Source organism: Ruegeria sp. CDSC068 (assembly GCF_059610545.1).
This window is the reverse complement of the sequence record NZ_JBXWNV010000001.1, coordinates 140,915-156,442: the sequence shown is the minus strand read 5'-3', so window position 1 is coordinate 156,442 and position 15,528 is coordinate 140,915. Positions and strand designations below refer to the sequence as shown.

Below are 15,528 nucleotides of genomic sequence, written 5' to 3'. Positions count from 1 at the left end.
GCCTGCCCTAGATCGCCAAATACTCCTCGCGAAGGCCGGTGTCTTGAAGCACCTCGTTCGCCGTCCCATCAAATACGATAGTGCCGGTGTCCAGAATGATCGCGCGATCGGCTAACTCCAATGCTCGGACGGCGTTCTGTTCGACGATGATCGTAGTCATACCCTGTTGCTTAACGTGGGCCAGTGTTTTCTCAATCTCGTCGACAATGACCGGGGCCAGACCTTCGTATGGCTCATCCAGAAGCAGGACCTTGATATCCCGGGCAAGGGCTCTGGCGATTGACAGCATTTGTTGTTCGCCACCCGACAACGTAATCCCCTCTTGTTTCCTGCGTTCGCCCAAACGCGGGAACAGTTCATACAACCGCTCCAGGGACCATCCGACCGGCGGTGCAATCTGGGCAAGCTGCAGGTTTTCCTCAACGGTCAGCCCTGGGATAATTCGTCTGTCTTCCGGTACAAGGCCAAGGCCAACAGACGCCGCTTCGTAGCTTGTCATATTGTGTAGTGGCTGGTGGTCCAGCCAGATTTCACCGTGCCTTACTTCGGGATCGCCGACCCGCGCAATCGACCGGAGTGTCGAGGTTTTGCCAGCGCCGTTCCGTCCTAGCAGGGCCAGAATCTCGCCTTCGTGCACATTAAAGCTGACGCCCTGCACAATATAACTTTCTCCGTAGTACGAATGCATGTCCCATACAGACAGGAACGCAGGAGCGGTGCTTGCCCTGTTGGCGTTTTTCGAAAAGTCGGGTTTCTCGTTCATAGCTTTTCCTTACGCCGCCTCGCCCAGATAGGCTTCACGAACCTTGGGATGTCCACGGATTTTTTCTGGAGTATCTTCGACCAGCGGCGTCCCTTGCGCCAGAACTGTGATGCGTTCCGCAAGGCTGAAGACCACATGCATGTCATGCTCGATAATGGCGATGGTTATGTCGCGCTCATCCTTGATCTGTTTTAGCAAATCAATGGTGTTGTTGGTGTCCGCCCGCGCCATGCCAGCCGTAGGTTCGTCCAGCAACAACAGCCGCGGATTTTGACTAAGGCACATGCCAATCTCAAGTCGCCGCTTGTCGCCCCGGGACAGCGACGCCGCGTGCATTTCGCGTTTGTCGGCCATGTTCATCTCTTCAAGCATGACTTCGGCTTGTTCGACGACCTCACGTTCGCTAGCGATGGTCTCATAGGCATGCATCCGGAATGCCCCATCCCGCATCGCGAAGATCGGGATCAGCATGTTCTCCATCACGGTCAACTCGCCAAAGATTTCAGGCGTTTGGAACACGCGGCTGATGCCCATCTGGTTGATCTGGAACGGCTCGAGTCCCAGAACCGAATTGTTGTTGAACAACACCGACCCGGTGTCCGGCATCAGCTTGCCCACCAGACAGTTCAGCAGCGTCGACTTTCCCGCGCCATTGGGGCCGATGATCGCATGAACCGAGTTCTCTTCGATATTGAGGTTCACATCTGTCAGCGCCTTGAGGCCACCGAAGCGTTTGCTGACGTCTTTGACTCTTAGAATTGCCATTTCTCGCCCCTTATTCCGCCGGTTCTGTTTTTCCCGACGGCGCATCGTCGGTGTCTTTTTTCTTACGCTTGAAGCGCTTGAGCAAACGTTGTCCACCCTCAACGAGACCACCCGGCAGATAGATGACGACCAGCATGAACAGGATGCCCAGCGTCAGGTGCCAGCCTTTGCCGATGAACGGGTGGATCACGAACACCACGGCATCCTCCAGCCCGTCGGGCAGGAATGCGAACCAGCTATGCAGGACGTTGTCGTTGATCTTCGAGAAGATGTTCTCGAAATACTTGATGAAACCTGCGCCCAGAACCGGGCCGATCAACGTGCCCGTACCACCGAGGATCGTCATCAGAACCACCTCGCCCGAAGCGGTCCATTGCATCCGCTCGGCACCTGCCAGCGGGTCCATTGCGGCCATCAGACCACCGGCCAGACCGGCGTACATGCCAGAAATCACAAAGGCCGCGAGCGTATATGGCTTGGAGTTCAGACCCGTATAGTTCATCCGCTGCTGGTTCGATTTTACCGCCCGCAGCATCATGCCAAAAGGCGACCGGAAGATACGGATAGACAGGTAGAACACGGCCATCATTATGATTGCGCACAAGTAGTAACCCGCGTTGAAGTCAAAGCTCCACGCCCCCACATCCATCGTGTACGTCGCGCGCATTGGCAATCCGAATAGATGCGGTAGATCCGGCGCGTTAGCGCCCTGCAGGATCTGCGGATCGTCCGCATAGACCTGCAGGCCGGTTTCCCCGTTCGTCAGGTTAAACTTGGGATTTGACAGTACCGAGTAGGCCAGCGCAAAGCTCATTTGTGCAAAGGCCAGCGTCAGGATCGAGAAATAGATCCCCGACCGCCGCAGGCTGATGAACCCGATAAGTAGCGAGAACAGGCCCGCGACGACGACACTCAGCGCGATGGCTGGAATGACATTGTAGCTGAGCAGTTTGAACATCCAAACTGCCGAGTATGATCCTACGCCCAGAAAGGCCGCGTGACCGAAGGACAAGTACCCGGTCAGGCCAAACAGAATGTTGAACCCGATGGCAAAGATCCCGAAAATCACGAACCTCTGCATCAAATCCGGGTAACCCGCGTTGAACTGCGCCATGGCGCTGCCCTCTGGAAACGGGTTCAGGATGAAAGGCGCCAGCAAAGTCAGGAGTGCGACGACGATCAGCAGGCTGGTGTCTTTTTTATTCAGTCCCAACATTGATTATTCCTCCATCACGCCCTTGCGCCCCATCAGCCCGCGCGGACGCGTCAGCAGCACGATGATGGCGACAAGGTAGATGATGATCTGATTGATGCCTGGGATCGTTGTGGTGGCCCAGGTGGTCGAGGCAAAGCTTTCCAGAATGCCCAGCAAAAAGCCTGCCAGAACGGCGCCTGGCAATGACCCCATTCCGCCAACAACAACCACGACGAAGCTAAGGACCAGAAAGTCCATTCCCATGTGGTAGTTCGGCGGGTTGAGCGGCCCGTACATCACACCGGCCAGTCCAGCGACACCGGCAGCAATGCCAAACATGATGGTAAACCGGCGGTCAATATTGATACCCAGCAGGCCCACCGTTTCCCGGTCAGCCATCCCAGCACGGACAACCATCCCGAAGGTGGTGAACTGCAGGAACGAAAACACTGCCCCTATAATGCCTACGGCAAAGCCAAAATAGACCAATCGCCAGATCGGGTAGATGATGGCATTGGGATCAAAACCAACCATGGTACCCAGATCGACAGATCCGCTCAGCACATCGGGCGGAGGGGTCTGGATCGGGTTGGCGCCGAAGAAATACTTGACGATTTCCTGCAGAACGATCGCAAGACCAAAGGTCACCAGGATCTGGTCTGCATGCGGGCGCTTGTAGAAATGTTTGATCAGCCCGCGTTCCATCACATAGCCAACCAGCAGCATGATCGGGATCGCAAACAGGATGGCCAGCGGAACGGACCAGTCGATAATCGTTGCGCCGACTTCGGGGCCGAACCAGGCCTCGATAAAAGGGGTTTCGACCTTCAGCGGATTACCCAGAAAGTCTTTTTGCGTTTCATCCAGGGTCACGAAACTCAGGTTCAGCAGCTTTTGCAAAGTAACGGCGCAGAACGCGCCAATCATGAACAAAGCCCCGTGGGCAAAGTTCACGACGCCGAGCGTCCCGAAGATCAGAGTCAGACCCAGCGCGATCAGCGCATAAGCCGAGCCCTTGTCCAGACCGTTAAGTATTTGCAGTAGGATGGCGTCCATTGGGCCCACCTCAGGGTTGGTCAGTGTGGATTGAGTGGTTGGGACCAGGCCCACAGGCCTGGCCGTAAGTCGCCTGACCGCCGAGAACGACGGTCAGACTTTTGCCAAAAGGCTTACGCGCCCGGATTGCACTTGCCCAGTTCGCCACCGGCGAACATAGGGTGCTCGGGATCGTACTCGACCTGCGAACGCGGCGTGATCTCGACGATTTCAAGCGTGTCATACGCGTTGGTCGGGTTCTCGTTGCCACGTACAACCAGCACGTCCTTGAAGCACTGGTGATCGGCACCGCGATACCAGGTGGGACCATTGCCCAGCCCGTCGAACTCAAAGTCTTCCAGAGCTTCGGCAACACCACAGGGATTGAAGGTGCCTGCACGCTCACACGCATCCGCATAAAGCAGCACTTGTGCATAACAGGTCTGAGCGGAGTTGGACGGCGGCTTGCCGTATTTCTCACCAAAGGACTTCACGAAGGCCTTTGTGCCCTCATCCTGCAGCTGCCAGTTCCAGTTCATCGACCCGAGCACACCTTTGATGTTCTCGCCCGCACCAGCGGCCATCAGCTCGGAATACAGCGGCACGACGATCTTGAAGTCCTTGCCGTTTGCAACCTTGTCGAGCAGACCGAACTGGATCGCGTTGGTCAGCGAGTTCACCATGTTCCCGCCATAGTGGTTCAGAACCAGCACGTCCGCGCCAGAGTTCAGAACCGGTGCGATGTAGGACGAGAAGTCGGTCGACGCCAGTGGCGTCTTAACTGTGTTGACCGTCTCCCAGCCCAGGGCTTCGGTCGAGGCAACGATCGACTCTTCCTGGGTCCAGCCCCAGTTGTAGTCGGCCGTCAGGTGATAGGCGCGACGTTCTTTACCCATCTCAGCCGCCAGCACCGGCGCCAAAGCGGCACCCGACATGTAGGCATTGAAGAAGTGACGGAAACCGTTGGCCTTCTTGTCCTTGCCCGTGGTGTCGTTTGCATGTGTCAGGCCAGCCATGAAAATGACTCCCGCCTCTTGGCACAGGCCCTGAACCGCAACGGCCACGCCCGAGGACGAACCACCATTGATCATGATTGCGCCGTCTTTTTCGATCATCGATTTGGCCGATGCGCGGGCTGCGTCCGATTTGGTCTGGGTGTCGCCGGTGACGAACCCGACCTTCTTGCCGAGGATACCGTTCCCCTGAAGCGCCTTCGACGAGAATGTGTTCAAGCAACCACCGTCGCCTTCGCCGTTCAGATGTTCGACCGCCAGCTGTTGCGCCAGCAATTCGTCATTGCCTTCGTCGGCATAAGGTCCGGTTTGCGGAACATTGAAGCCCAGAGTGACGGATGACCCTGTCGGCTCATTCGTAAAGGCAGCGGCTGACGAAGCCGTAAAGATCGTAGGCAGGGCCAGACCGGTTCCTGCAACGGCACCAGACTTTAGCACGCCGCGGCGCGTGACATTATTCTTAGTCATGTATTCCTCCCATTTCCATTTTTCGTCCTTTGGCTCCTCTTCCAGCAGACGAAAGCGCACTTTTGTGCATTCCAATAATGGAAATCGGACTGAAAATTTCTCAATAAATTACTAGTTTTGAAACAAAATTTTGTAAATTTGTTCACGAAATATAGGAAATTTTGTAAAGAAAGTGACAGCCAGCCTTGCCCCGGCATGGTGCTGTTAGACAAATTTGAACCAGTCTCAGCTAGTTAGAGATCTCTCCTGGTTGAAATAGTTGTAGACAGAGGAATCGACGGAGGCGAATTTCTGCAAACTTCGCGTGCGCCTGAAACGTTGCATGGCGCGTTCGCGTCGTCGAAACGGGAGGTTCGACGCGGTTGTTGAGCCACCTTCCCGTCTGTTGTTTTTCAAGAGCGTTCATTTCTCTGAGCGTAGCCTTGTAGGAAACGATCCGTGAAGATCTCTTCCGCTTTACGGTAGCGCTGCATAAATTTCTTGAGGAATTTCAATGCCGCCTTCTTGTTTCGGCGTTTAGTAGCGACTGCTTCCAGCACTTCGCCCTCATGATCTACGGCCCTCCAGAGGTAACGTCTTTTGCGATTCACTTTCATAAAAACCTCATCCACATGCCACTTCCATTTCGAGAATGCACGCAGTTACCGGACTCGCTTCTGCCTGATCTCAGCAGCAAACATCGGGCCAAACCTGTTCCACCAATATCGGACGGTTTCGTGGCTCACCTCAATTCCTCGTTCGTGCAATAGGTCTTCCACGTTTCGAAGCGAAAGCGGAAACCGAATGTAAAGCATCACTGGAAGACGAATGACCTCTGAACTGGTTTTGAAGTATTTGAATGGCGATTTCTTAATCATGCGTGATGGCTACGAGAGCACCCTGCCCGCCTCAACCCAAGTTCTTTTGACAAGACCCAATCGGGGCTTCTCTTCAGTATTGTGACTGCAACCCGAGCATGAACGCGGAAACCATGTCTGATATCTCGATCTCGCGGTCTTCGTCTACTTCTTTTCCGTTCAGCCATGTAACGCTCAGGAAAACCAAGATCATCGAGCGGCGGGCAATTGCGATTTGCCCCAGCTTTTTGCGCCCCAGCGCAACCAATCCGAGATGACGGCTGATCAGTTCGGCCTCGATATCCAGCCCGTGAACAATAATGGCTTCATTTTCATCAAAGGCATCGCGAGTTGGATCGTGAGCCTTCGCGAAGTCGTCCAGTGAAAGACTCACGATTCCTTTTCTGGCCGCCAAAAAGTGCGTTGTTCGCCTATTGAGTTCCCGAATGGCGGCTTCTCCATCCAATTCTACGGGCAGATCCAACAACAATTGTTCTTCTGCCTGAGACTCACCGATGAGGGCCGTCAATAAGGCTCCGAGCCCCCTGAAGTGCTTGTAGATAGACGCAGGCTCAATACCGACAAGTCGGGCAATTTCCCTTATTTTTAAACCGGATGCCCCCTTTTCCCCCGCCAGTGCCTCGGCTGCGGCGAGAATGGCGTCGCGAGTAGTGAACCCCTCGTATTCCTGTGCGATGTCTTTTGGCCGTCCCACCATAGCTTGGCGTCTTCTCCTGCGTGTTGAGGACTCCTATTGACTTCTTTGCTAACGTTGTTAGCTAAAGCGAACAATGTTAGCTTTGAGGTGCCAATATGAAACTGTCAACTTTGTGTGCCACCGCGGCAGTGATCACACTGGGAACAACAGCCAATGCTCAGACCAGCCCGATGACAGAAGTCGCGGACGGTGTTTATCACTTCTTTTCCATGGGTTACTCCAGCCTGGTCGTTATTGGGGACAACGGCGTCCTCGTAACTGACCCATCTTTCACGCCACGCGCTGAAGAACTGAACGCTGAGATTGCAAAGATCACGGATAAGCCTGTTACGCATGTCGCCCTTAGCCACGAGCACTTTGACCACATTGGGGGAACCGAAGTGTTCAACGGAGCCGCGATCATCATGCAGGAGAACGGCCTCGATATTCTGAAGCTGTCGCCGCTAATGCCTATGCCAATGGTCACAACGTCGTTTGACGATACCCTTATGGTGGATCTTGGCGATCAAACCGTAGAACTCCATCACCTCGCCGTTGCAGATGGTGTTGCGACCACGGTTGCACGTGTCACTGATAGCAATGTCGTGTTTTCCGTGGACATGTACATGCCGCAGGAACTTTCCCCGCATGAGTTCAAGGAAGACACCAATTTCGTGGGCTCAGGCGTTGTTTTGAATACTCTGGTGGGTTGGAAACCGGCCTATGCGATCAACGGCCATTCAAACGGCAACAGCGTCGAAGCACTTAGGGAAAACGCCGAGTTTCTGACTGAGTTGCAAGCAAAGGTAGAGGCCCGCTTTCAGGAAGCTTTTGCAAGCGGCAATCCGTCAGCGCCTGTTGAGCTGCTCTTTACCATCCCCGACGAAATCGAAATGCCCGAGTATTCCGATTGGAAGAACTATGACACGGCCTTCCCCAGCTACGTTCGCCGGATGGCCCTGTCTGTTTTTCATGGCGGCTAAACGGCTTTGCCCTGTGAAGGGCGGTAACAGAAGTTAATCTAAGAAACTTAAGAGGAATCCCGACATGCCATCAGGAAAAGAAGCCTATCTGATGTTCAGTTTCACAGAAGAAGGAGATATGAAAAATTTTGGCGAATATGCAAAAGCTGCCAATAACGTTCTGGATAAGTTTAAAGGCGAACTTCTCGTCATAGGCGCGCGAGACTCCTCCATATCCAAGTTTGAAGGAGACTGGCCAGACGGCGCGGGTCTTACCTTGATACGGTTTCCATCCCGCGAAAACCTCGAAGCTTTCTGGAAGAGCGACGAATACCAATCCATCATTGATCTTCGGACGACGATCCTGCCGGCCAATTTTACTATCGGGTTCTCGCACGGATGGCGGGGTGAAGTCGCCTCGTAACAGTCGCAGACACATCTTGATGAAAGCAAGAAACATGTTCAATTCAATCGCTAAGATTGCTGGCGTGGCTGGCCTTTTTTGTCAGCACAGTGGCTTTGTCTGTCAACGCCGAAACGGCAAAAAGCTGATACAGAATTGCCTTGGAAGAGGCAGAATTCTTCCAGCCCGTCGGTGCTCCATTTGAGCTTGCCGTCCTGTGGGGCAATCCCCAGAAAGGTCCGTCGGCGGTCTTTATGAAATTCCCCCAAGTTTCCCGGGGGCCATGCACTCGCATACCCATGGATATCACGGCCTTGTCGTATCCCGTGCAGCTAAGCACTACATTAAAGGCGAAAGTGAAGCTGAAGTGCCGCTGCAAACCCTCGGCCACTATTGGTATCAACCTGGGAGATAGTATCATAATGACGCGTTTCCTACCGATGAACCAACAATTCTGTTGATTCAATGGGAGGGTCCAATGAACGTACACTTTGACCCGGAGGAATAGCGCCAAGGTTCAAGTGGAGGGGTATGTGCCTCTTCATACTTTTTGGAACCTTAGTTCAGACATAGGTGCGTGGCGCGGCATCGATCAAAATGAGACTCAATGCAGACGCTGGAGCAATCGTAGCATCTATTCGACTGCCCCACTTCGCTAAGGTGTGAACGGCCCAAAGCGGCCCGTCGCTACAACTGCAATCACAGCAATGCAGCGTTTCTAAAGAAAGCCGACGTTGGTCACGAGCAACGTGCGGCTCCACTGCGTGGAAGTGAATGAGTGCTTTAATAGGGGTATTCTTTCGACAGAAACTCATTTGACGCGAAGAAAGTGGATTATAGCCTGACAAACACTGTTTTGTTTTCCGACACCCCTTCCCTTAGATGTGGTGATGCATTCAGCAGGAAGTGAGCCGATCAATGCAAAACATCATTGTAAGAAGAAACTTCGCCGTCGCGGTAGCCGAAGAGGCGGGTGCGCTTGCGCTAGAGTATTTTGCTGCCAGAGACACCTTGGTCATTGATCAAAAGGGCGCGCAGGACTGGGTCAGCGAGGCGGATCGCGACGTCGAAACCTTCATTCGTCAAAAGATTATGAACTCTTTTCCCGATGATGGAATTTATGGCGAAGAACACGCCGAAAAAGCTGGCTCCAGCGGTTTTGACTGGGTGATTGATCCGATTGATGGGACAACGAACTTCGTCAATGGCATTCCTGCCTGGACGATTGTCTTAGCGGGCGTTTCGGAAAGTCAGACGCAGGTCGGTGTGATTTTCGAGCCAAACGTTGGTGAAACTTACGTGGCGGTCCGAGGCGAAGGTGCCACTTTGAATGGACACGCCATGCAGGTTGCCTCAAGCGTGGAACTTGCAAGTGGAACCGTCTCAATTGGCTATTCGAACCGGGTCGAAGCATCAAACGTCGTTCCGGTGATTGCGGCCCTTATCGAACGTGGCGCTCTCTATCATCGCAATGCAAGCGGTGCGCTTTCGCTGGCCTATGTCGCGGCGGGACGTCTATTGGGGTACATTGAAGAGCACATGAACGCCTGGGATTGCCTAGCCGGTCAGTTGATGATTGCCGAAGCAGGTGGCGAGATCGAGGATCAAGACGCCGACGGGATGATCCGGGACGGTGGTCGCGTGATCGCAGGTACACCGGCCGTGTTTGAGATCTTGAAAATGATCTGCGACGACGCTTGGAACGACTAACGTCTTTCAGGCAATCGGGCGCCACCCGAATTCGGGTTGAAGAGTTTTAATATCCGCGCGCCAGAAGTGGCCCTGCCCAGGTTGATCAAACCGCCGGTCGATTTCTTTCGCTGCCAGATGGCACCAAAGCAGTGTTCCGACCGCGCCGTGGGTTACAATGGCCAGGTCTCTTCCGTTGTGGTTTTTGACGATTGACAGGACTGTTCGAACGATACGCAATTGAGCGGCATGGGCTGTTTCCCAGCCACGGAAGTTGGAATTGGGTGCACCGAAGAAGGTGTCAGCGGCGGACTCGAATATCGAGGGAGGAAGGAATCCGGTAGTGCTTCGGTCGTTCTCTCCCAGTCCAGGATCGGATTTCGCGAGCAGCCCCAAAGGTTTTGCAAGGATAGCCGCTGTCTCGGACGCTTTTCGCTCGGTGCTGGACCATATGTCTGTCACGCACGACATGGTCATACTTTGTGCAAATGTGTCAGCTCGGGCGCGGCCAATTTCACTCAAACCCCATTCGGTGATCGGTGTCTCAGGTTCGACGACGACCTCCGGGTGAGAGACGACTAAAAGCTTACCCACATCACCCTTCCGGCAACAGAACGGGACCGCGTCCGGCAAAAGACATTTTGACATCCGAACCGATTTCCAGCGGTTCGTCCACGTCGTCCTGCACAGCAAATACCTGCCCGAAGGCACCGGCCAGAGTGTACTCCATCCGCACGCCAACATAGGTCGCCTTGGCAACTTTGGCCGGGATGCCGGTATCAGATCCAATCAAAATCCGTGACGGGCGCACGGCCAGCGTTGCTGGTCCAGGCGTTAGACCACGAGAGGGGAGCGTATGTTGATAGCCCTCGATTTCGATCGTGGCTAAACCGCCTTCAACAGAAAGGATAGTGCAATTGATCAGGTTAGCCTCACCAATGAAATCGGCCACGAACCGGTCAACCGGCGCATCATAGAGTTTACGCGGTGTTCCGATCTGAGCGATAGCAGCGTTGCGCATGACGACAATCTCGTCTGAAACGGCAAGGGCTTCTTCCTGATCGTGTGTCACATAGACGACGGTCAAACCGAGATCTTGCTGAATGGCACGGATATCTTCGCGCACTTGGCGACGCAGTTTCGCATCGAGGTTTGAGAGAGGTTCGTCAAAGAGCAAAACCTGTGGCTCCAAAACCAATGCACGAGCGACGGCAACGCGCTGTTGCTGCCCACCGGAAAGTTCGCTTGGCAAACGATTATCGAAGCCCTTCAGGCCAACCAAGTCTAACCCATGCAGCGCGCGCGATCGGGACTCGCGCTTGTCGAAGCCGGAAAAGGTCAACCCATACATGACGTTTTCTAGCACGCTCATATGAGGAAAAAGCGCGTAGGATTGGAATACCATCGACACGTCACGGTCGGTAGCGGGTAATTTGGTCACGTCTCGGTCGCCGATCAGAATTCGGCCCGAGGTCGCCATTTCCAGACCTGCGATCATGCGCAACGTCGTCGTTTTACCGCAGCCTGAGGGGCCTAAAAGCGTCACCAGTTTGCCCGCTTGGACGTGCAGATCGATGCTGTCGACGGCCACCACATCCTTGCCGAACACTTTCGAGACACCGTCGAAACGAACAGGCGCGGCCTTACTTGCTATAGTCGTTTCGGTCATGTCGTTTTCTCTGCTCCGAGTTGTGTACGTCGCCCAATCTGAACACGGCCTACGAGGATTTGTAACATCCCGACTGCCGCCAACATCACGAAGATCAGCGTTGTGGAGTATGCGATTGCAAGACCGTAATCGTTGTTCTCGACCCGACCGATAATATAGCTGGTGGCCATGTCATACTCGGCGGAAACAAGGAATATCACCGCCGAAATCGCCGTCATTGCCCGGACAAAGCTGTAGACCAGCGCAGCCAGGATTGCCGGCCGCAAAAGCGGGAGGATCACTCGCCTGAATGTCTGCCACGAGTTCGCACCAAGCGTTAGCGAGGACTCGTCGAGGGATTTGTCCAACTGCGACATCGACGCGATACCCGCGCGAACCCCAACCGGCATATTGCGGAAGATAAAGCTGACGACCAAGATAACGCCTGTGCCGGTGATCTCGATTGGGGGCACATTAAATGCCAGAATATAGCTGACGCCAATAACGGTGCCGGGAATAGCGAAAGAGAGCATCGTGCCAAACTCAAACGCATTCTTTCCCGCAAAACTTTGCCGCGTTAGCAGATAGGCGGTGACCAACCCCACGGCGGCCGTCAGAGGCGCGGCAATGCCGGCGATGGTGATTGTGGTCCAGAAACTGTCCCAGGCGGCTCCGGTCCAGCGAATACCCTCTTCCTCGAAGCGGACCGAAAAGGCAGTGACGTAGTGCTTGAACGTCAGCGAGTTATCGACGCCCCACAGTTCGACAATACTTCCGTAGATGATCATCCCGTAAACCACAGCAGTGAAAACCGCCCAGGCAACTGCAATGCCCAGAACCGGTATGGCAAGGCCCCTTGGCATCAAGGGATGTACACCCGCGTCGCCTTTGCCGGAAACGGTGGTATAGCTCTTTTTCCCCAACCACGCGCGCTGCGCATAGAAGGCAGAAAGTGTGAAGAACAAGAGCACCATGGCTAGAACAGCAGCCCGGCCCTGATCGTACTGCGCACCGACGATGGCAAAAAATATCTCAGTCGAAAGCACATCGAAGTTTCCGCCCAAGACAAGTGGGTTGCCAAAATCGGCCATAGATTCGATGAACCCCAGCAAAAAAGCATTAGCCAGGCCCGGTCGCATCAGAGGCAGGGACACGGTTTTGAAGGTTTGCCAACGATTGGCTCGAAGGGTTTGGGCGGCCTCCTCCATCGATGGTGACACCCCTTCTACCACCCCGATCAAGACCAGAAAGGCGATTGGCGTAAATGCCAGCGTCTGAGCGATCAGCACCCCGGGCATGCCATATAGCCAGCGCGTCGGCTGCACGCCAAAGATCTCGGCAACAAATCTGGTGACCGACCCGGAAAGCCCAAACAACAGGATCAGTGCCAGACCAATCACGAAAGGCGGCGTAATAATCGGCAAGACCGTCAACGCGCGCATCCCGCGTTTAAAGCGGAATCCCGACCGTGTGACGACAAGCGCAAAACAAAGGCCAAGCACGGTCGTGATGAAACCCACAAGAATTGCAAGAAACAGAGAGTTCCACGCGGCACCGCATTTGGCACCGGCAAAACAACCCAAGCCCCAAAGTCGGTCATCAAAGAACTTCGAGGCAAAAACCGAAACTGAATAGGCACCGTCTTCAGTAACGAAGGCGGCAAACAACATCTTCGCAATTGGAAAGAAGACGAAAACTGTAACAATGGTGATTACGCCACCAATAGCGCTGACGACGAAAACGTCGCCATTGATGGCGCCGCGCGCCGCAATACCCTGAGTTAAAAGGAACAGGAACGCTGTGGCGCAGATCATCGCGCCGTATCCCATGCCGAACTGGCGGATCTTCGGTTCTCCGAACAGCGCCTTCATCCAGTCGAAATTGAACCCGCGAATGCCAATTGAGAACCCTTGCGCAATCAGCCAGCCAAAACCCAAGGCACCAGCCAAAATCAGGATGCGCGCGTATTGCGGATCGGACTTCGGTTTGCCGAGTACCAACAAAGGCAACGCAAGCGGGACCAAAAGCGGCGTAAGCCACAGCTTTTCGCCTTGTCCGACCAGAAAAGCGGCGGGCGCATAATCTTCATCGAACGGATATCCATCGACCAGCCATACGAATGACCAAATGCCATCCTCTACCATGAACCATGGCAGCAGGCAGAAACCAATCCACCCGGCAGCAATCCAGAAGATTAGAACCGGGTGGTTCGTTTTTGACGTGGTTTCAGTCACTTACTGAGGCAGCACAGAGACCTCTTCGTCCCATTTCTGCAAAAGACGCTTGCGTTCATCTGACGAGCCATACTTTTTGAAGTCATAGTCGATCAGCTTAATCTGGCTCATGTCAGGTGCGCTTTCAGAGGTTTCCGCATTTTTGTTGGACGGAACCTGGAAGGCGTTAACCTCAAGCGCAAGGTTCTGGGCCTCGGGGCTGAGCGCCCAGTCATAAAACTTTTTAGCTTCTTCTTCATTTCGAGCGCCGTCAATGATCGACATCGAGCCGATCTCATAGCCTGTGCCTTCGCATGGGGCCACGACCTTGACCGGAAAACCTGATACGGCCTGCTTGACCGCATCATGCATGAAGACGATACCGATGGTGTTCTCACCCCGACCGGCGGCCTTGATTGGGGCTGAACCCGACTTGGTGTATTGGTTGATGTTCGAATGTAGGCCCTTCATGAACTCAAAGCCGTCGTCTTCGCCAAATATCTGAACCATCGAGGCAAGCGTCGTATAAGCGGTGCCCGAAGAATTCGGGTTCGCCATTTGCACGTGCCCTTTATACTCGGGCTTCAGCAAGTCTTTCCAACATGCGGGCTCAGGCAGGCTGTTCGCGGCCAAGAGGTCGGAGTTGTAGCCGTAGCCGAGTGCGCCTGAATAAATTCCGATGGTTTTGTTACCTGCACTTTCAGCCTGCGAGATCGCCCAGTCGTGAAGCTGGTCACGCATCGGCGACACGTATTCCATCGTCAGGCCTTCTTCGGCAGCTTGCAAATGGGGATCACCGGTACCGCCCCACCATACGTCGCCTTTAGGGTTAGAACTTTCCGCACGAATTTGTGCAAACGTCTCGCCCGACGACTTGCGGGTCATATTGACGTCTATGCCGGTGGCATCCTCGAAACTGCGCGCCATGAGTTGACACCAATCTTCCTGTGCCGAGCAGTAAAACGTCAGCTTCTCAGCTTGGGCCGTACTTACCGAAGCCGCAAATGCTATCAGCGATCCCGCCAGCGTTGTCGTCAGATTTTTCAATTTCTTTCCTCCCCTATGTGTCGTGCCGAAATTCCCAGCGCGATACTCGTCAATTCGTCGTTGGAGGCGGTCGCTCAAAGTCGCTAGTGGATCTAATTGCGTTGGCCAAATCAATATCCGACCAGCCTCCCAATGACAGAAACAATCTCAACACCGTACTGTTAGTTCTGCAAGGAAATTCCACGAGTACCATTTTTCTTGCGCCGCCAGCTTTTTGATCACCAAGCCAGTTTACAGCACCAAGTAAGAAGATCGGGAGTGTATTTTGATGCCGCATTGTTTAGATAGCCTTTTGCTGAAGCGACCTTTCTCTCCAATGTAGAACAATCATCGTATTGCGAATTTAAGGTCTGGCTTTCGCCTGCAATCTGAGTCCCCGTGCGGCTGCTGCGAACTTCCGCTCTCCGCCCATTCTTCCGGAGACATTTTTAGTAGCGGCCGACCCTTTCCTGATCTCGGCACATATAGATCAGGGGACAACCGTGACCAGAGGGACACTTCCCAATTTCGATCTCGAATGGGTGATGTCAGACAAATTCGAACCAGTCTCAGCTAAGCCAGTATAGCTGCCCTTTACGCCGCACTAAGTTCGCGCCACTCGGCGAAGGCGGCGGTGCGTGTCAGCTTGAGTGTATCTCTGCTGGCAAGCGATCTTTCCTGGTTGAAGTTGTTGTAGATGGAGGAATGGACGGAAGCGAATTTCTGTATTGGTTTCGAAACCTGAACCAAGGCATATCATACCAGTTCAGTTTTAGCCTTAAGCTAACGCGACCTAACTCTCAATGACACCCACA

General features: G+C 54.0%; 13 protein-coding genes and 2 pseudogenes. 3 read left to right on the top strand and 12 right to left on the bottom strand.

The features are described 5' to 3' along the window. Window positions 1-7 precede the first annotated feature (7 nt). The 7 genes and pseudogenes from AC2FID_RS00695 to AC2FID_RS00665 all read right to left on the bottom strand — a co-directional run bounded on the left by AC2FID_RS00695 (window position 8) and on the right by AC2FID_RS00665 (window position 6,793). Complete coding sequence (locus AC2FID_RS00695) at window positions 8-763, bottom strand: ABC transporter ATP-binding protein (protein ID WP_058274761.1); 756 nt, start codon at window positions 761-763, stop codon at window positions 8-10. Between the two features lie 9 nt (window positions 764-772). Then, complete coding sequence (locus AC2FID_RS00690) at window positions 773-1,528, bottom strand: ABC transporter ATP-binding protein (protein ID WP_282118831.1); 756 nt, start codon at window positions 1,526-1,528, stop codon at window positions 773-775. A gap of 10 nt (window positions 1,529-1,538) precedes the next feature. Further along, on the bottom strand, window positions 1,539-2,744 hold the full coding sequence (locus AC2FID_RS00685) for a branched-chain amino acid ABC transporter permease (protein ID WP_058274759.1): 1,206 nt from the start codon (window positions 2,742-2,744) through the stop codon (window positions 1,539-1,541). Between the two features lie 3 nt (window positions 2,745-2,747). Then, window positions 2,748-3,779: a branched-chain amino acid ABC transporter permease gene (locus AC2FID_RS00680; protein ID WP_496694897.1), complete on the bottom strand. Its 1,032-nt coding sequence runs from the start codon at window positions 3,777-3,779 to the stop codon at window positions 2,748-2,750. 113 nt (window positions 3,780-3,892) lie between these two features. Next, window positions 3,893-5,239: a substrate-binding protein gene (locus AC2FID_RS00675; RefSeq protein ID WP_282168637.1), complete on the bottom strand. Its 1,347-nt coding sequence runs from the start codon at window positions 5,237-5,239 to the stop codon at window positions 3,893-3,895. A gap of 228 nt (window positions 5,240-5,467) precedes the next feature. Continuing rightward, window positions 5,468-6,096 (bottom strand): annotated as a pseudogene (locus tag AC2FID_RS00670) (IS6 family transposase); the annotation flags it as partial. A 73-nt stretch (window positions 6,097-6,169) separates the two neighbouring features. Continuing rightward, window positions 6,170-6,793, bottom strand: a complete 624-nt coding sequence (locus AC2FID_RS00665) for a TetR/AcrR family transcriptional regulator (protein ID WP_496753505.1) — start codon at window positions 6,791-6,793, stop codon at window positions 6,170-6,172. 95 nt (window positions 6,794-6,888) lie between these two features. Here AC2FID_RS00665 and AC2FID_RS00660 point away from each other — a divergent pair, with 95 nt between their 5' ends. The 3 genes from AC2FID_RS00660 to AC2FID_RS00650 all read left to right on the top strand — a co-directional run bounded on the left by AC2FID_RS00660 (window position 6,889) and on the right by AC2FID_RS00650 (window position 9,847). Beyond that, window positions 6,889-7,755: an MBL fold metallo-hydrolase gene (locus AC2FID_RS00660; protein WP_496753503.1), complete on the top strand. Its 867-nt coding sequence runs from the start codon at window positions 6,889-6,891 to the stop codon at window positions 7,753-7,755. A 64-nt stretch (window positions 7,756-7,819) separates the two neighbouring features. Further along, window positions 7,820-8,158: a DUF1330 domain-containing protein gene (locus tag AC2FID_RS00655; protein ID WP_496753501.1), complete on the top strand. Its 339-nt coding sequence runs from the start codon at window positions 7,820-7,822 to the stop codon at window positions 8,156-8,158. Window positions 8,159-9,055: 897 nt separating this feature from the next. Continuing rightward, complete coding sequence (locus AC2FID_RS00650) at window positions 9,056-9,847, top strand: inositol monophosphatase family protein (protein WP_282168641.1); 792 nt, start codon at window positions 9,056-9,058, stop codon at window positions 9,845-9,847. Between the two features lie 6 nt (window positions 9,848-9,853). On the opposite strand, the gene AC2FID_RS00645 is transcribed toward AC2FID_RS00650, so the two are convergent. From AC2FID_RS00645 to AC2FID_RS00625, 5 genes and pseudogenes are all read right to left on the bottom strand, one after another. Beyond that, window positions 9,854-10,420, bottom strand: coding sequence for a histidine phosphatase family protein (locus AC2FID_RS00645; RefSeq protein WP_496834941.1), 567 nt, complete (start codon window positions 10,418-10,420; stop codon window positions 9,854-9,856). A gap of 1 nt (window position 10,421) precedes the next feature. After that, the gene (locus AC2FID_RS00640; protein ID WP_496694885.1) at window positions 10,422-11,495 is read right to left on the bottom strand and encodes an ABC transporter ATP-binding protein; all 1,074 of its coding nucleotides are present in this window, start codon (window positions 11,493-11,495) and stop codon (window positions 10,422-10,424) included. Continuing rightward, the gene (locus AC2FID_RS00635) at window positions 11,492-13,708 is read right to left on the bottom strand and encodes an ABC transporter permease (protein WP_496694884.1); all 2,217 of its coding nucleotides are present in this window, start codon (window positions 13,706-13,708) and stop codon (window positions 11,492-11,494) included. Before AC2FID_RS00635 ends, AC2FID_RS00640 begins: the two co-directional genes overlap by 4 nt. Continuing rightward, window positions 13,709-14,734: an ABC transporter substrate-binding protein gene (locus tag AC2FID_RS00630; RefSeq protein WP_282168645.1), complete on the bottom strand. Its 1,026-nt coding sequence runs from the start codon at window positions 14,732-14,734 to the stop codon at window positions 13,709-13,711. Between the two features lie 573 nt (window positions 14,735-15,307). Further along, window positions 15,308-15,448 (bottom strand): annotated as a pseudogene (locus AC2FID_RS00625) (IS6 family transposase); the annotation flags it as partial. Between the last annotated feature and the right edge of the window lie 80 nt (window positions 15,449-15,528).